Source organism: Kitasatospora sp. NPDC058063 (assembly GCF_042885395.1).
Taxonomy (GTDB): Bacteria; Actinomycetota; Actinomycetes; order Streptomycetales; family Streptomycetaceae; genus Kitasatospora; species Kitasatospora lactacystinica.
This window is the reverse complement of record NZ_JBHVSD010000041.1, coordinates 1-16,672: the sequence shown is the minus strand read 5'-3', so window position 1 is coordinate 16,672 and position 16,672 is coordinate 1. Positions and strand designations below refer to the sequence as shown.

Annotated in this window: 17 protein-coding genes; 14 read left to right on the top strand and 3 right to left on the bottom strand. The window is 75.9% G+C overall.

Annotated elements, in window-relative coordinates; translation table 11 throughout:
• The first annotated feature begins 76 nt into the window (after window positions 1-76).
• Window positions 77-724 carry an NADPH-dependent F420 reductase gene (locus ACFVUY_RS40370; RefSeq protein WP_387690699.1) on the top strand — a complete coding sequence of 216 codons (648 nt, stop codon included), beginning with the start codon at window positions 77-79 and terminating at the stop codon, window positions 722-724.
• Window positions 725-872: 148 nt separating this feature from the next.
• Here ACFVUY_RS40370 and ACFVUY_RS40365 read toward each other — a convergent pair whose 3' ends face one another.
• The 3 genes from ACFVUY_RS40365 to ACFVUY_RS40355 all read right to left on the bottom strand — a co-directional run bounded on the left by ACFVUY_RS40365 (window position 873) and on the right by ACFVUY_RS40355 (window position 3,756).
• The gene (locus tag ACFVUY_RS40365) at window positions 873-1,841 is read right to left on the bottom strand and encodes a phosphotransferase family protein (RefSeq protein ID WP_387737009.1); all 969 of its coding nucleotides are present in this window, start codon (window positions 1,839-1,841) and stop codon (window positions 873-875) included.
• 227 nt (window positions 1,842-2,068) lie between these two features.
• Window positions 2,069-2,440: a helix-turn-helix transcriptional regulator gene (locus ACFVUY_RS40360; protein WP_359911921.1), complete on the bottom strand. Its 372-nt coding sequence runs from the start codon at window positions 2,438-2,440 to the stop codon at window positions 2,069-2,071.
• A 443-nt stretch (window positions 2,441-2,883) separates the two neighbouring features.
• Window positions 2,884-3,756, bottom strand: coding sequence for a BTAD domain-containing putative transcriptional regulator (locus ACFVUY_RS40355; protein ID WP_387690744.1), 873 nt, complete (start codon window positions 3,754-3,756; stop codon window positions 2,884-2,886).
• A 468-nt stretch (window positions 3,757-4,224) separates the two neighbouring features.
• Between ACFVUY_RS40355 and ACFVUY_RS40350 the strand changes: the two genes are divergently transcribed.
• The 13 genes from ACFVUY_RS40350 (at window position 4,225) to ACFVUY_RS40290 (ending at window position 16,594) form a co-directional block, all read left to right on the top strand.
• Window positions 4,225-5,436 (top strand): aminotransferase class I/II-fold pyridoxal phosphate-dependent enzyme, encoded by a 1,212-nt coding sequence (locus tag ACFVUY_RS40350; RefSeq protein WP_387737008.1) that lies wholly within the window; start codon window positions 4,225-4,227, stop codon window positions 5,434-5,436.
• 73 nt (window positions 5,437-5,509) lie between these two features.
• The gene (locus ACFVUY_RS40345; protein WP_387690693.1) at window positions 5,510-6,745 is read left to right on the top strand and encodes a beta-ketoacyl-[acyl-carrier-protein] synthase family protein; all 1,236 of its coding nucleotides are present in this window, start codon (window positions 5,510-5,512) and stop codon (window positions 6,743-6,745) included.
• Window positions 6,742-7,602, top strand: coding sequence for a MaoC/PaaZ C-terminal domain-containing protein (locus ACFVUY_RS40340; RefSeq protein WP_387737007.1), 861 nt, complete (start codon window positions 6,742-6,744; stop codon window positions 7,600-7,602). Before ACFVUY_RS40345 ends, ACFVUY_RS40340 begins: the two co-directional genes overlap by 4 nt.
• Window positions 7,603-7,607: 5 nt before the next feature.
• Window positions 7,608-9,137, top strand: coding sequence for an AMP-binding protein (locus ACFVUY_RS40335; RefSeq protein WP_387737006.1), 1,530 nt, complete (start codon window positions 7,608-7,610; stop codon window positions 9,135-9,137).
• Window positions 9,138-9,218: 81 nt separating this feature from the next.
• Window positions 9,219-9,500 (top strand): acyl carrier protein, encoded by a 282-nt coding sequence (locus ACFVUY_RS40330; RefSeq protein ID WP_387690687.1) that lies wholly within the window; start codon window positions 9,219-9,221, stop codon window positions 9,498-9,500.
• A gap of 5 nt (window positions 9,501-9,505) precedes the next feature.
• Complete coding sequence (locus ACFVUY_RS40325; protein ID WP_387737005.1) at window positions 9,506-10,618, top strand: hypothetical protein; 1,113 nt, start codon at window positions 9,506-9,508, stop codon at window positions 10,616-10,618.
• Window positions 10,611-11,495, top strand: coding sequence for a tryptophan synthase subunit alpha (gene trpA / locus ACFVUY_RS40320; RefSeq protein WP_387737004.1), 885 nt, complete (start codon window positions 10,611-10,613; stop codon window positions 11,493-11,495). Before ACFVUY_RS40325 ends, trpA begins: the two co-directional genes overlap by 8 nt.
• Complete coding sequence (locus ACFVUY_RS40315; protein WP_387690682.1) at window positions 11,489-11,863, top strand: ectoine synthase; 375 nt, start codon at window positions 11,489-11,491, stop codon at window positions 11,861-11,863. Before trpA ends, ACFVUY_RS40315 begins: the two co-directional genes overlap by 7 nt.
• Before the next feature lie 190 nt (window positions 11,864-12,053).
• Window positions 12,054-13,199, top strand: coding sequence for an acyl-CoA dehydrogenase family protein (locus ACFVUY_RS40310; RefSeq protein ID WP_359911892.1), 1,146 nt, complete (start codon window positions 12,054-12,056; stop codon window positions 13,197-13,199).
• On the top strand, window positions 13,196-13,933 hold the full coding sequence (locus ACFVUY_RS40305) for an N-(5'-phosphoribosyl)anthranilate isomerase (RefSeq protein WP_387690680.1): 738 nt from the start codon (window positions 13,196-13,198) through the stop codon (window positions 13,931-13,933). The genes ACFVUY_RS40310 and ACFVUY_RS40305 overlap by 4 nt, the downstream gene beginning before the upstream one ends.
• A complete protein-coding gene (locus ACFVUY_RS40300; RefSeq protein WP_380546407.1) occupies window positions 13,930-14,631 on the top strand; it encodes an indole-3-glycerol-phosphate synthase in 702 nt (233 codons plus the stop codon). Before ACFVUY_RS40305 ends, ACFVUY_RS40300 begins: the two co-directional genes overlap by 4 nt.
• Window positions 14,628-15,590: an alpha/beta hydrolase gene (locus ACFVUY_RS40295; protein ID WP_387737003.1), complete on the top strand. Its 963-nt coding sequence runs from the start codon at window positions 14,628-14,630 to the stop codon at window positions 15,588-15,590. The genes ACFVUY_RS40300 and ACFVUY_RS40295 overlap by 4 nt, the downstream gene beginning before the upstream one ends.
• A 209-nt stretch (window positions 15,591-15,799) precedes the next feature.
• Window positions 15,800-16,594 carry an MBL fold metallo-hydrolase gene (locus tag ACFVUY_RS40290; protein ID WP_387690676.1) on the top strand — a complete coding sequence of 265 codons (795 nt, stop codon included), beginning with the start codon at window positions 15,800-15,802 and terminating at the stop codon, window positions 16,592-16,594.
• The last annotated feature ends 78 nt before the right edge of the window (window positions 16,595-16,672 follow it).

The window sequence follows — 16,672 nt, the reverse complement described above, 5'->3', positions numbered from 1 at the left end:
ACCGGATGGTGCCCGATCCGGCGCCTACTGTCGTGGCGAGGGCCGTACGGGCCGCAGGGGACAGGGGAGTTGTGGCATGAGGATCGGGATCGTCGGTACCGGGGCGATGGCGCGGGCGCTGGGCGGCGCGTGGGTGCGGGCCGGGCACGAGGTGCTGGTGGGCGGGCGCGACGAGGGCCGGGCGGCCGGTGCGGCGGGGGACGCGGGCGGTGCCCGGTGGGGCGGGGTCGGGCAGGCGGTGGCGCACGGGCGGGACGCGGTGCTGCTGGCCGTCCCGCACCGGGCCGCGCCCGCCGTCGCCGGCGCGCACGCGCTCGCGCTGGCGGGGCGCACCGTGGTGGACTGCTCCAACCCGGTGGGCGAGGGCTTCGCCCTGACCACCGGACGGGGGCCCTCGGCGGCCGAGCGGATCGCGGCCGCCGCCCCCGGGGCGCGGGTGGTCAAGGCGTTCAACCTCTGCCACGCGAGCGTGTGGGACCTGCGCCCGCCGGTCTTCGACGGGCGGGCGCTGGCGGTGCCGCTGTGCGGGGACGACGAGGGGGCGCTGGCCATTGTCGCGGCCCTGGTCCGGGACACGGGCTGCGAGCCGCTGACGGCCGGGCCGCTGGAGCGCGCCCACCTGCTGGAGGCGACGGCGGCGCTGCTGATCGGTCTGTGGGTGGGCCAGGGCGCCGACGCCCAGGCCATCGCCCCGCCGCTCGCCCACGCCGGCCCTCACGCCTGACCGCCCCGCCCACGCCTGACCGCCGCCCGCGCCTGCGGCCCCCGCACCCGCCCGAACCGCCCGGGGCCCGAACCCGCCGCGGCCGAACCGCCCGGGGCCCGAACCCGCTGCGGCCCGAACCGCCCGTGGCCCGAACCGCCCGGGCCCCTCAGGCGTAGCGGTCGAACAGGCCCTGGAGGTAGTCCTCCAGGCGCCCGGTCAGCACGGCGGGTGTCAGGTCGGTGCGGCCCAGTTCCCGCCAGGGCTCGGCGACCTTCTGCGCGTCGGGGGCGAAGGCGAGGGCGTCCAGCAGCCGCCAGTACAGGTGCGCGCGGCCCTCGGCGAGTTCGCGGCCGCCGGCGGCGGTGTAGCGGTCGGCGAAGGCCAGGCCCGCCCGGGGGCCGTGCAGCAGGGCCAGGGCGGTGGCGCAGTGGGCGACGTCCAGGTCGGCCGGGCCCCAGGAGGTCTCCACCCAGTCGACGACCCCGGCGACCGCGAGGCCGGTGCCCGTGCCGGTGAACAGCACGTTGCCGGGGTGGAAGTCGCGGTGCAGGAAGCAGGCGCGGTGCGCGGGCACCTCGCCGCCGATCACCTCCACCGCCCGCTCCCACAGGCCGGTACGGGCGGTGTGCGCGGGCACGGCGACCCGGTCGGGGGCCGTCCACGCCTGCCAGGCGCGCGGCCGCTCCCGCTCGCCGACCGCCAGGGCGTGCACGGCGGCCAGCTGGGCCGCCAGCAGGTCGGCGCGGGCGGGCGCGTCACCGTCCTCGGCCAGGCGCACGCTGCCGGGCAGGTGGGTCATCACCAGCGACGGGTGCTCGCACACCGCCCCCGCCGCGTCCACCGCGACCAGCCGCGCCGCCGGGACGCCGCTGCCCTCCAGCAGGCGCAGCACGGCGGCCTCGCGGGCCAGCAGCCCCGGGGCGTGGCGGCGGTAGAACGGCTTGACGAAGGAGCGCAGCACCAGCGCGTACGGGTCCGCGCCGCCGGGGCGTTCGACGTCCAGGCGGCGCATCCGCGAGGTCCAGCCGCCCTTGAGCGCGGTCACCGCGGTGACGCGTTCACCGGGCCCGAGGTGTCCCTGGACCCACCGGCGCGTGCCGTCCCGTCCCCGGCCGGGGACGTCGCTGTCGATCATGGGCGGCAAGCCTACGCCCCGCCCCCGCCCGCCCCGCCCCCGCGGGGTGCCGGAGCCGGCCGACGCACGCCCGACCCCCGTGCGGCCGGGGCCCCGACCCCCTTGTTCCGGCGCCTGTCGAAGTTCGACGGGAGGCACACGCCCGGAGGCGGGGCCCGGCGGCCCGCGACGACGAACGCCCGCGCCGCGCCCGCGCGTTCGTCACCACCGGCCCGGCCGGCCCGCCCTCACACCCCCGGCCCCGCGCACACCCCGCCGCCCTGCCCGGCCTCCGCGTCCGCGGCCGCCACCACCGCCGCCAGCAGCCCCGGGAACCGCCGCTCCAGCTCCTCGCTGCGCAGCGCGTTCATCTTGGTGGTGCCCACGTAGTACTGGCGCAGCAGCCCCGCCTCGCGCAGCACACCGAAGTGGTGGCTGGAGGTCGAACGCCCCACCGGCAGGTCGAAGGAACCGCAGCTCAGATCGGCTCCCGAGTGCGCGAGCGTGCGCACCACCGTCCTGCGGGCCGGATCAGCGAGCGCCTCCAGCACCTGCTGGACGCTCACGTCCTCCACACCAGGGTGCACGATCACCCGCGCCGCCACGCGTGCCCGTCCCACACCCACCACCCCTTCCCAACACTCGACCCCCGTCCGTTCGATGGCCAAAGACCGCGCCGTGTGCGCGACTTCACGTACACGACGCTACTATGCCCGACCCGGCCGCCACGCTCACCGCAACAGCCGCGCAACACGCCCCCGGGCCGGGCGGCCCGGCGCCGCGACCGCGCAACGGCCGCCGCGCCGCCCGGACACGGCGCCGGCACGGGAGGCACCGGCGACGGGCATCGCCGCAGGCCCCGCGCCCCCGGGACACCGGCGGGCCGCCGGTGGGCCGCGACCGGGCGGCACGCGCGCGCCCCGCCGGACGGGGGGACCGGCGGGGCGGCGGAACACGGCGGACACGGCGCACGGGCCGGGCGCGCCGGCCGGGCCGGACGGCGCCGGGCACCGGGCACCGGGCGGCGGAGGGAAGAAGAGGGGAGGGGAGGGGCGGGCGGGCCTCAGGCGGCCCGCACCGGCGCGGGCGCCGGACGGGCCAGGCGGGCCAGCGCCAGCGGCTCGAAGATCCCCATCAGCACCGGGTCCACCGCCCGCACCGCCGCCGGAGCGGGCGCCGCGGGGGCCGGGGTGCGCAGCAGCGCGAGGTAGAGCTCCTGGGTCTCGGCGGCCGGGTCGATGCCCAACTCCTCCGCCAGCACCTGACGCAACTGCTGGTAGCAGCGCAGCGCCTCGGCCCGGTTCCCGGCGGCGGCCAGCGCCTCCATCCGGCAGCGGTAGGCGCTCTCACGGAACGGGGCCCGGCGCACCGCCTCGTCGGCCCAGCGCAGCGCGTGGTGCTCCTCACCGAGCGCGGAGGCAGCCAGACTCGCCGTCTCCAGCGCACCGATGCGCAACTCCTCCACGTGCTCGCGCACCCCCTGCGCCCACTCGCCCTCGTGATCGGGCAAGAACGCCCCGCGCAGGTTCGACAGCGCCCCCGCGGCCAGCTGCTGGGCCACCGCGTGGCCGCCCGCCGCCAGCGCCTCCCCGGCCTCGCCCACCGCCGAGGCCGCCGCCTCCAGGTCCACGGCCGCGTCCGCGGGCAGCCGCAGCACGTACCGCCCGCCCTGGGCGATCAACGGGGTCGCACCCGGGCCCTGACCCGGCGCGGTGACGAAGGCCCGCACCCGGGAGACCACGCTGCGCAGCGCGGAGGCCCAGGTGTCGGGCAGGCCGTCGGGCCAGATGGTGTCGGCCAGCTGGTCGCGGCTGGTACCGCTGGAACGCTCCAGCACCAGGCGGGCGAACGCCACCTGGGCCTGGGCGCTGGACAGGTGCTGCGGGGCGCCGTCCTGGTGCTCGACGGCCACCAGACCGGTGAGGCGGATCAGCATGCGGACGCCCCCGATCTGCCGGACGGACCGTCTTCCCTGAAGCCTTTCGACACGAGCTCCAACCCCCTTGAGTCAAAGCAGAAGTGACGGCCCGTATCGGCCGTCGGCGCGGGAAATCGCGGATCGGAACAATAAACCGCCGACCAGCCGTTCGGTTTCAGCGGATTTCGACCATACATTCGCCGCATCGCGCGGTGTCAACACCGGCCGGGAAAACATACCCACCGGCCGGTCAATGCGTCGTGGACGCAAGGTTTCTGCACGTCAGAGCGTTCCCGCAGGCCAGGAAAGCAGCTATTGCGGACGCCTTGCGCATCCTGCCGTAGAAATGTAGCCATCCTTGAGCACCCCGCGTGAAGGCTTCGAGAAAACACCCCCGCAGCAACCCCGGGCCCCCGCCCCCGCGGACGGGAAGCCGAATGCCCGCGAAAGCCGTGAAAACCGTGACGCCGTGAAGGAGAAACGCCCGTGAACGCCACCGGAGCATGGAACCGCCTGGAGCCGAAGCTCGCCGCAACCAACGCCCGCGTGGCCGCACTGGAGTCCGACCCCTCCCGGCGCAACAGCTTCGTCGCCTACACCATGGAACGCGACAGCGCCTACTGCGACCTCGACGGCGAGCGCCTGCTCATGATGTCCGGCTACAGCTACCTCGGCCTGGCCGGCGACGAACGCGTCGTGGCCGCCGCCAAGGCCGCCGTCGACGTCTACGGCACCGGCAACCACGGCGTACGGGCCCTGGCCGGCACCATCCCCCTGCACGAGGAACTGGAGGCCGAGGTCGCCCGCTTCGCCCGCCGCGAACGCGCCCTCGTCTTCGGCTCCGGCTACGCCGCCAACGTCGGCACCGTCGGCGCCCTCGTCGGCGCCGGCGACACCGTCCTGATCGACAAGTACGACCACGCCTCCATCGTCGACGGCTGCCGCCTCTCCGGCGCCACCGTCACCCGCTTCCGCCACAACGACGTCGACCACCTCGAACGCCGCCTCAAGGCCGCCGCCCCCACCGGCGTACGCCTGGTCATCGTCGACAGCGTCTACTCCATGGACGGCGACATCGCCCCGCTGCCCGAACTGCGCGAGGTCTGCGACCGCTACGACGCCCTGCTCATGGTCGACGAGGCCCACGCCCTGGGCGTCATCGGCAAAACCGGCGGCGGCATCGAGGAACACTTCGACCACAAGGTCCGCGTCGACGTCAAACTCGGCACCCTCTCCAAGGCCATCCCCTCCATGGGCGGCTGGGTCGCCGGCAGCCACGACCTCATCGGCCACCTGCGCTACGCCGCCCGCCCGTTCCTGTTCTCCGCCGCCCTCGGCCCCGCCCAGACCGGCGCCGCCCTGGAATCCCTGCGCATCCTGCGCCGCGAGCCCGAACGCGTCACCCACACCCAGACCCAGGCCCGGCGCCTGCGCAAGCGCCTCAACGACGCCGGCATCTCCACCATGCACTCCACCACCGCCGTCCTGCCCGTCATCGCCGGCAGCGACGACGCCGCCTACGACTACGCCACCGCCTGCCGCAAGGCCGGCGTCATCGGCCTGCCCGTCGTCACCCCCGCCGTCCCCAACGACCTCGCCCGGCTGCGCATCGCGGTCACCGCCCGCCACACCGCCGCCGACATCGACTTCGCCGCCGAGGCGTTCCTGACCGCCGCCGCCCAGACCGGCCTGATCTGACCGGCCCCGCCCCCACACCCCCCATTTCCCCCACCGCCGGGCCGCCCGCGTGCAGCGCGAAGGAGACGAAGCCATGGCCCCCCACCACCGGCCCCCGATCGCCGTCACCGGCCTCGGCGTGGTCAGCCCCGCCGGCCACAGCGTCGAGGACCTGTGGCGCACCGTCGCCTCCGGACGCTCCACCGCCACCGCCCTGACCGACCCCGCCCTGGCCCGCCACCGGGTACGCCTGGGCTGCCGCGTCACCGACCCGCCCGACACCGACCAGCTGCCCGCCAAGGACGCCCGCCGCCTGGACCCCTTCGCCCGCTACGGCACCCTCGCCGCACTCGCCGCCCACGCCGACGCCGGCCACCCCGAGCCCGAACCCGGGCGCAGCGCCGTCGTGGTCGGCACCGCGGTGGGCGGACGCACCACCAGCGACCGCGAGTCCGCGCTGTACACCCGGCACGGCCCGCTGCGCGTCTCCCCGCTGATGCCGCTGGTCACCATGCCCAACGCCGCCGCCGCCCAGATCGCCATGCGCCTGCACTGGAGCGGCCCGGCACTGACCATCGCCACCACCTGCGCCTCCAGCGCGGACGCGATCGGCCACGCGGCACTGCTGCTGGAGAGCGGACGCGCCGACGTGGTGATCGCCGGCGGCTGCGAGGCCACCTTGACCCCCGTCACCCTGGCCGCGTTCGGCAACCTCGGCGCGCACTCCCTGCGCAACGACGAACCCGCCCGCGCCTCACGGCCCTTCGACGCCGACCGCGACGGCTTCGTGATGGGCGAGGGCGCCGGCTTCCTCGTCCTGGAACGCCTGGACGACGCCCGCGCCCGCCGCCGCACCCCCTACGCGCTGCTCGCCGGGTACGGGGCGAGCGCGGACGCCTACCACCTGTCCAACCCGCGCCCCGACGGCGCCGGCGCCGTCGCCGCGATGCGCGCCGCCCTCGCCGACGCGGGCCTGGCCCCCGGCGACATCGCCCACGTCAACGCCCACGGCACCTCCACCGTGCACAACGACCGGGCCGAGGCCGCCGCCCTGCGCGCCGTGTTCGGCCCCCACGGCGTGCCGGTCACCTCCACCAAGGGCGCCATCGGCCACCTGATCGGCGCCGCCGGAGCCGTCGAGCTGATCACCGCCATCGAAGCCATGAACGAGCGCACCGTCCCTCCCACCGCCAACCACGAGAAGACCGAAGAGGGCCTGGACCTCGACGTCGTGCACACCGCGCCGCGCCCGATCCGCGCCGGCGCGGCCCTGTCCAACTCGTTCGGCTTCGGCGGCCACAACACGACCCTGGTGGTGACCCCGCTATGACCCCGCCCACGACCGCACCCGCCGCCCCCTGCGCGGCGGTGGGACCCGTCTCGCGCACCCGCCTGCACATCCGCGCGCAGGACCTGACGGCCTACCGCGCCGCCGCCCGCGCCCACCTGGGCGCCCCGCGGCGCGACGGGGCCAGCCCCGCCCACCCCTTCGTCGCCGCCCACGCCCTCGCCCAGCACACCGTCACCGCCCTGACCGCCGGCGACCCGGGCTTCACCGGCGTGGTCCACCTCGCCCAGGAGATCCGCACCCACGCCCCCCTCACCCCCGGTGACCTCGACATCACCGTCGAGGTCACCGCGGTGCGCCGCGAGGCCCGCGGCACCCGCCTGGCCCTGACCACCCGCCTCACCGACGCCGCCACCGGCGCCCCCGTCGCCGACCTCGCCACCGCCGCCCTCCTGCTGGGCGCCACCCGCACCGAACCCCACGGCACCCTGCCCGCCGCCGCCCACCCCGGCACCGCCCCCGACGGCACCGGCCACCTCTCCACCCACGTCCTGAGCGCCGCCGACACCACCGCCTACGCCCACGCCTCCGGCGACCTCAACCCCATCCACCTCGACGAGGACGCCGCCAGGGCGGCCGGCTTCCCCACCGCCATCGCCCACGGCATGCACCTCGTCGCCCTGGCCGCCGAACGGATCACCGACCTGCACGCCGACGGCGACCCCGCCCGCGTCACCGCGCTCGGCGCCCGCTTCGCCGCCCCTACCGTGCCCGGCACCGAACTGCGCCTGACCCTGCAGCCCCACGACCGGGGCACGGTGGTGCGCTTCACCGTCGCCACCGACACCGGCACCGCCGTCAAGGCCGGCTGGGCGCGCATCGCACCGGCGGGGGAGTGAACCCCGTGACCACGAACCCCACCGCCGCGAACCCCGCGACCGCCACCGGCGCGACGGGCGCGCCGCCGGCGCCGCTGGCGCTGCCCGACGCGTTCACCGCCCACGCCCGCACCCGCCCCACCGCCCCGGCCCTGCTGTGGCACGAGGACACCGTCACCTACGGCGAGCTCGCCGAGGCCGCCGAGGCCGAACGCGCCCGCCTGAGGACCCTGCCGCTGGCGCCGGGGGAGCCGGTGGGCCTGTACGCCGTCAAGTCGCCCGGCGCGATCGCCCTGGTGCTGGCCTGCCTGATGGAACGCCGGCCCTTCCTGCTGCCCTCCCCGCAGCTCGCCCCCGCCCTGCTGGCCGCCCTCTTCGCCCAGGCCGGCGCCCGGCGCCTGCTCGCCCCCCTCGGCCAGGACACCCCCGCCCTGCCCGCCCTGCCCCACCCCGCACCGGTGCCCACCCTCGCGGCCGGCACCTCCTTCATGCTCACCACCTCCGGCTCCACCGACCTGCCCAAGATCGTCCCCCTCGCCCAGTCGGCCGTGGACCGCTTCACCGCCTGGGCCCACGACACCTTCGACCTCGGGCCCGGACGCGTCGTCGCCAACTACGCGCCCCTCAACTTCGACCTCGCCCTGCTCGACGTGTGGGCCACCCTCGCCGCCGGCGGCACCTGCCTGCTCATCGACCCCGCCCACGCCCTCAACGCCCGCCACCTGCTCACCCGGCTCACCCGCCACCGCCCCCACGTGCTGCAGGCCGTCCCCCTGGCCTACGCCCTGCTCGCCCAGGCCGCCGGCCCCGGCGCCGCCGTGCTGGACAGCGTCGAGCACGCCGCGTTCACCGGCGACGCCATCGACGCCCGCACCCTGGCCGCGCTGCCCGCCCTGCTGCCGAACGCCCACCTGTACAACATCTACGGCTGCACCGAGACCAACGACAGCTTCCTGCACCGCCTGGACCGCCTGGACGCCGCGGCCGCCCTGCCCGTGCCCATCGGCGAGCCCCTGCCCGGCGTGCGCACCCTCATCACCACCGACGACGGCACCCCCCTCACCGGCCCCGGCAGCGGCGAACTCCACGTCTCCACCCCCTTCCAGGCCGCCGGCTACCTCGACCGCTCCCGCGACACCGGACGCTTCACCACCCGCCCCGAGGGCGCCGGCGAGGGACGGCGCTGGTTCCGCACCGGCGACCTCGTCACCCGCGACGACAGCGGCCGCATCCACCTCACCGGCCGCGCCGACTTCCAGGTCAAGGTCCGCGGCGTCGCCGTCAACACCGCCGAGATCGAACGCGTCCTGCTCGCCCACCCCGACGTGCAGGAGGCCGCCGTCGCCGCCGCGAGCGACCCGCTCACCGGCAAACGCCTGCACGCCGCCGTGAGGCGCGCCCCCGGCTCCACCCTCAACAGCCTCGTCCTGCGCGAGCACCTGGCCCGCAACCTGCCGCGCGCCGCCGTCCCCGAGAAGCTCGCCATCCACGACACCCCCCTGCCCAAGACCGCCACCGGCAAGGTCGACCGCAAAGCCGTCCTGCCCGCCCCCTGAAACCCCGCACCCCGCGCCCCGCGCCCCGCGCCCCGCGCCACCGAACACCGACCACCCATCCACGCAAGGGAGTTGCCCGCCATGAGCAACATCGACCGGATCAAGCGGTTCCTCATCGAGGAGTTCCTGCCCGACATCACCCCCGACCAGCTCGCCGACGACCACGACCTGCTCTCCGACGGCGTCATCGACAGCCTCGGCGTCCTCAAGCTCATCGCCTGGGTCGAGGACCACTTCGCCCTGCCCGTCGACGACACCGACCTCGACCCCAACAACTTCCGCTCGGTCGCCGCCATCGACGCCTTCATCACCGAACGCCGCACCGCCGCCACCGCCGCCGCCACGGCCACCGTGGGCGGCTGACACCCGTGCACCCGGCCCTCACCGCGCTCCTCGCCGCCCGCCCCGTCGACGCCGAGGCCTGGCACTCGTGGTGGGACCAGCTCGAACACCGCACCCTGGGCCCGGCCGACACCGACCGGGCCCAGGCGGCGGCCCTGCTGGCCGGCCTCACCACCCGCCTGCCCGACCCCGACACCCTCGCCGCCCTGGTCACCACGCTCACCGAACGCACCCCCCACCCCGGCCCCGCCCACCCCCGCAGCGTCAACATCGTCGGCACCGGCGGCGGACCGGCCACCTTCAACCTCTCCACCGCCGCCGCCCTCACCGCCGCCGCCATCGGCATCCCCGTCGTCAAGACCGGCTCCCGCGCCTACACCAGCGCCGCCGGCTCCGTCGACCTCCTGGAACGCCTGGGCATCACCCTCACCTCCGGCCACGCCGCCACCGCCGACCACCTCGCCCGCCACAACATCGCCTTCGCCGGCCCCCACGTCTACCCGCCGCCCCTGACCCGCCTGGCCCGCACCCTCTACCCCCTCACCCTCAAACCCTTCGGCGCCTTCCTCAACACCCTCGGCCCCCTGCTCGCCACCGTCCCCGTCACCGCCCAGCTCACCGGCGTCTCCACCCCCGCCGCCCTCGACGCCCTGCGCCCCCTGGCCGCCCGCCTGCCCGGACGCACCGTGTGGCTGGCCCACAACCGCACCGGCGCCGACGAACTCCTGCCCTTCGCCGACAACACCCTGCACACCCCCACCGGCACCGTCCACCTGCCCGCCGGCTGCGTCGCCCCCGACACCGGCACCCTCGCCGACCTCGCCCCCCACCCCGACGACCTCACCGGCCACTTCCTGCGCGCCCTCGCCGGACAGGCCGGCACCACCGCCACCCGCACCATCGCCCTCAACGCCGCCGCCCTCGCCCTGGCCTCCGGCCGCCACACCCACTGGAACACCGCCTACACCGCCGCCCTGGACGCCCTCGCCGACGGCACCCCCCGCGCCCTGGCCGAACGCCTCGCCACCGCACCCGCCCGCCCCGCCCGCCCCGCGCCACCCGCGCCGCCCGCGCCGCCGGCCGCCGGGACCGCCGCCCCGGACCCCGCGGCCCGCCGACCGGAGGCCACCCGTGCCTGAACCCCTCTTCCCCCGGAACCGCCCCGGCCTCGCCCTGTTCCTCAACGCCGGCGACCCCGCCGACCGCCTCACCGACCTCGCCCTCATGCTCGACGAGCAGCGCGTCGACGTCCTCGAACTCGCCGTCCCCTTCCCCGACTCGCCCACCGACGGCCCCGTCATCCGCCGCTCCGCCGCCCGCGCCCTGCACGCCGGCACCACCTGGGACACCGTCCTCGCCGACCTCACCGACCTCACCCCCCGGCTGCGCCACCTCAAGGTCGTCCTGCTCGCCGACTGGAGCCACAGCCTGCGCCACCGCGACCCCGCCGCCACCGCGCGCGCCGCCACCGCCGCCGGAGCCCGCGCCCTGCTCGTCCACGCCCTGCCCCCACGCCTGCGCCCCGCCTGGCAGCAGGCCCTGCGCGACGAAGGCCTCCCGCAGGTCACCACCTGCTACCCCGCCTCCGCCCCCGACGTCCTCGCCGCCGCCGCCCGCGACGCCACCGGCGCCTACGTCTACCTCGTCGCCCACTACGGCCGCTCCGGCACCACCCCCACCACCGGCCACCGCGCCCTGGCCACCACCGTCGCCACCCTGCGCACCGCCGCCCCCGCGACCCCCGTCGCCATCGGCTTCGGCGTCAGGACCGCCGCCGACCTGGACGCCGTCACCGCCGCCGGCGCCGACGCCGCCATCGTCGGCTCCGCCGCCGTCGCCCGCCTGGAACACGCAGCCGCCCACGGCCTGGACGCCGTCACCGAACTGCGCGCCTTCCTCACCGACCTCCGCCCCGCCCGCCCCCCTCACCCGGACGCAGGAGGCGGACCCCGCACCACCGCGCACACCCCCACCACCCCCGGCACCACCACCCGAGAGGAACAACCCGCATGCTGATCCGCGACCTGGCCGACGTGAAGACCGTCGAGTGGGGCAACGGCCTGTCCCGCCGCTTCCTCGTCGAGAGCGACAACCTCGGCTACAGCCTCACCGACACCATCGTCAACGCCGGCACCAAGTCCCGCCTGGAGTACCGCAACCACCTGGAGGCCTGCTACTGCATCGCCGGCTCCGGCGAGGTCGTCGACATGGACGGCAACTCCCACCCCATCACCCCCGGACGCCTCTACGCCCTCGACGAGCACGACGCCCACTACCTGATCGCCGGCCCCCACGAGGACCTGCGCCTGGTCTGCGTCTTCTCCCCGGCCCTGCGCGGCGACGAGGTCCACCAGCTCGACGCCCACTCCTCCTCCGCCTACTAGCCACCCCGCCAGGCACCCGCGGCCAGGCACCCCCGCCAGGCACCCCGCGCCCCACCGGGGCCCGCCGCCCCCACCCACCGCCCGGGGGCCCGGGCCCCCGCACGGGCCCTGGAACCGACGTGAGCCGGCGCCACCGGGCGCCGGCCTGCCACCCCGGGCCCCGACGGCCCGGGAGGAAGGCGGCACCCCGATGATCCGCTGGAACGCCGACCAGACGGCCCTGCGCGAGGGCCTGGCCCGCTTCGGCGACGACCTCAGCGCCGGCCACATCGAAGGCGACGAACAGGCCGCCTTCTCCCACGACAAGTGGCGCCTGATCCAGAAGACCGGCATCCTCTCCCTGCCCTTCGACGAACGCCACGGCGGCCTGGGCCAGTCCCTGCTCACCACCATGTACGTCCTCGAAGGCCTCGGCCAGACCTGCCGCGACGGCGGCCTCAACTTCTCCGTCACCACCTCCATGGCCTCCACCGGCGTCCCCCTCCAGGCCTTCGGCTCACCCGCCCTCAAAGACGCCTACCTGCCCCGCATCGCCTCCGGCGACGCCATCGGCGCCCACGCCATCACCGAGTCCGAATCCGGCTCCGACGCCATGCAGATGCGCACCCGCGCCGTCCGCGACGGCGACCACTTCGTCCTCAACGGCTCCAAGACCTTCGTCTCCAACGGCCCCGTCGCCGACGTCGTCGTCGTCTACGCCCGCACCCACCCCCAGGGCGGAGCCCTCGGCGTCACCGCCTTCCTCGTCGACGCCGACACCCCCGGCCTCACCACCGGAAACCCCGTCAAGAAGATGGGCCTGCGCACCTCCCCCCTCTCCGAGCTCTACCTCGACGACGTCCGCGTCGGCGCCGACCGCGTCCTGGGCCGCGTCGGCGGCGGCTTCCTCGTCCTCGACCACGTCATGAAACGCGAGATCCTCTACACCTTCATCGTCAACACCGGCGAGATGCAGCACCGCCTCGCCCGCTGCCTCGACTACGCCAAGACCCGCATGTCCTTCGGCAAACCCATCGGCTCCTACCAGTCCGTCGCCAACAAGATCGTCGACACCAAGATCCGCCTGGAAACCGCCCGCAAGTGGCTGTACGACACCGCCCAGCGACTGGAAGCCGGCGACAACGTCACCGTCGACATGGCCATCGCCAAACTCCTCACCAGCGAATCCAACCTCGCCACCTCCCTGGCCGCCGTCCAGGTCTTCGGCGGCAACGGCTACATGTCCGAATACGGACTGGAGAAGGACGTGCGCAACGCCGTCGCCGGCACCATCTACTCCGGCAGCAACGAGATCCAGTACAACCGCATCGCCGCCATGCTCGGACTCGGCAAATGACCGCCCCCGCCGCCCCGTTCACCCCCGCCGCCCCGCTCGCCCCCACCCGCAGCGGCCACCTCAAGGTCTGCGGCGCCCGCACCCGCGCCGACCTCACCCTCCTCGCCGACACCGGCCCCACCCTGGTCGGCCTGTGGCACGGCATCCCCGGCGGCCCCGCCGAACTCGAGGCCGACCGCCTCGCCGACCTCGCCGCCACCGCCATCCGCCTGGGCCTGGAACCCGTCCTCGTCACCTTCCTCGACCACGCCCCCACCCTCGCCGCCCTCGCCCGCGCCACCGGCATCCGCTGGATCCAGCTCCACGCCTACCAGAGCCCCGCCCTCGTCGCCGAACTGCGCGAACACCTGCCCTACGCCGTCCTCGTCAAAGTCCTCCACCTCTCCCGAGGACGCTGCCTCGAGCGCGCCTTCACCGGCGCCTTCGCCCGCGCCGGCTGCGACCTGTTCCTCCTCGACACCGTCACCGACGACGGCCGCGTCGGCTCCACCGGCCAACCCCTGGACCCCGCCCACGTCCACGCCCTGCTGCCCCGCCTCACCATCCCCTTCCTCCTCGCCGGCGGCCTCAGCACCACCAACCGCGACACCTACCGCACCATCACCGACCACCCCCTCTACGCCGGCGCCGACATCGACTCCGCCGCCCGCGACCGCACCGGCCGCTTCACCCACGAGAACGTCACCGCCCTCACCCGCGCCTGGCACCCGCGCCTCCAGGAGACGACCGCATGAGCCCGAGCTTCATCGACGCGCTGCTCACCGCCGCCCGCCCCCTGGTCATGGAAGTCAAACTCCGCGACCCCCACGGCACCGACCTCCTGGGCCCGCGCACCGTCACCGACCTCGTCACCCGCTACGAACAGGCCGGCGCCCCCTGCCTGTCCGTCGTCACCGGCCGCTGGTTCGGCGGCACCCCCCGCCTGCTGCGCGAGGTCACCGCCGCCACCGAACTGCCCGTCCTGCAGAAGGACTTCCTCACCCGCCCCGCCCAACTCGAAGCCGCCCGCGCACTCGGCGCCTCCGCCGTCCTGCTCACCGCCGCCCTGCTGCCCGCCACCTCCCTCGCCCGCCTGGTCACCAGCGCCCTCGACCTCGGCCTGACCCCCTTCGTCGAGATCACCGACGAACGCGAACTCGACACCCTGCCCCGCATCGCCGACTGCGTCGTCGCCGTCAACAACAAGGACATCCGCACCCGCGAACGCGACCGCGGCGACCTCGGCCGCAGCCTGCGCCTGCTGCCCGCCCTGCGCGCGGCCGGCTGCCGCGCCCCCGTCTCCGCCTCCGCCATCACCGACCCCGCCGACGCCGCCCGCCTCCTGGACGCCGGCTACGCCGCCCTGCTCATCGGCACCTCCCTCATGCGCAACCCCGACCTCACCGGCTGGCTCGCCGACCTCGACAACGCCCGCACCGGAGTCGCCGCGTGAGAACCGACCTGCGCACCCGCTCCCTGGTCCTGGACGCCGCCGGCATCCCGCTGTCCGCCCTGGTCGCCGAACCCGAGGACCGCGCCCCCAAAGCCGTCGTCCTCGCCGTCCACGGCCGCGGCATGCGCGCCGCCTACTTCGCCGGCCCCGCCCACCCCGACACCAGCCTGCTCACCCTCGCCGCCGACCTCGGCTACACCGTCCTCGCCGTCGACCGCCCCGGCCACGGCGCCTCCGCCCACCGCCTGCCGGCCGGCCAGCTCATCGCCGACCAGGCCGCCACCCTCCACGCCGCCCTCACCGACTACGCCCGCGCCCACGACACCGGCGCCGGCGTCCAACTCCTCGCCCACTCCTTCGGCGGCAAGATCGCCCTCCAACTCGCCGCCCACTGGCCCGACGACCCCCGCCTGCCCCTGCTCGGCTGCGACATCTCCGGCCTCGCCCAGCACTACGCCCCCGGCGCCTGGGAGCGCCCCGACGACCTCGCCGGCGGCGGCCGCCTCAACTGGGGCCCCCTCAACCTCTACCCGCCCGGCACCTTCCACGCCGCCCGCACCCTGCTCACCCCCGTCCCCGCCCTCGAATCCCGCGAACTGGCCACCTGGCCCGCCCGCTACAGCGCCCTCGCCGCCCGCGTACGCGTCCCCGTGCGCCTGACCCTCGCCGAACACGAACACTGGTGGCGCCTGGACGAAGCCTCCCGCACCGCCCTGACCACCGCCTTCCCCACCGGCCTGGCCCACCTGGTCACCGCCCACCGCGCCGGACACAACCTCTCCCTGGGCCACGCCGCCCGCCCCTACCACCTGCGCGCCCTCGCCTTCACCGACGACTGCCTCACCCGCACCGCCACCGCCACCGCCGCACCCGCCGCACCCGCCGCACCCGCCGCACCCGCCGTGCCGGCCGCCGGTGCGCCCTCCGCCGCGCCGGCCCCCGCCCTCGCCACCGTCTGACGAGGACCCACCGACCACCTGGCGCAGGGTGGCAGGAAAGCCCCGCCGTCCCCCCCGGGCAAGGGGACGGCGGGGCCCGCCCCCGCGCCCCCCCGCGCGCGCCGGGCACGGGAATCCCGTGCCGACCGGGCAGGTTGCAGTCGACAGCCCACGAACGGACCCCGGTCCGCCACGGGCACACCGACAACCGGCCACAGGAGGGCACACACATGAGGATCGGCGACATCGACGTCCAGGCGATCACCGACGGAACCGGCACCGAGAAGGCCGCCGACATCCTCACCCGCCCCGGCACCGACGACCCCTGGGCCTGCCACCGCCACCACCTCGAACCCGACGGCACCCTCACCCTGCCCCTGGGCGGCTTCCTCGTGCGCAGCGGACAGCGCACCGTCCTCGTCGACGCCGGAGTCGGCCCCCACGACGACGGCAAGTACCGCGGCGGCGCACTCCTCGACTCGCTCGCCGCCCACGGCGCCACCCCCGCCGACATCACCGACGTCCTGTTCACCCACCTCCACTTCGACCACGTCGGCTGGGCCTCCGTCGACGGCCGGCCCGTCTTCCCCAACGCCACCTACCGCGCCCACCGCGCCGACTGGCAGCACTTCGTCACCGGCGACTGCGCACCCCCCGAGGCCGTCGCCAAACTCGCCCCCGTCGAGGCACAACTCGAACTCTTCGACGCCGACACCACCCTCGCCCCCGGCATCGACGCCCTCCACACCCCCGGCCACACCCCCGGCACCACCGTCTACGTGCTCTCCTCCGGCGGCCGACGCGCCCTGCTGCTCGGCGACGTCGTCCACTCCGTCGTCCAACTCGCCGAACGCGACTGGCAGGTCGTCTGGGACATCGACCCCGCCGCCGCCTCCGCCGCGCGCAACCGCATCGCCGACCGGGCCGCCGACACCGACGACCTCCTCGTCGCCGCCCACTTCCCCGGCATGCGCTTCGGCCGCGTCCTCGCCGCCGACGGCCACCGCCGCTTCGTCGCCGTCTGAACCCCGCCCGCCCGCGGCCCCCCGCGGCCCCGCCACCGCCCGGACGGCACCGGCCCGCGCGCCGGTGCCGTCCGGGCG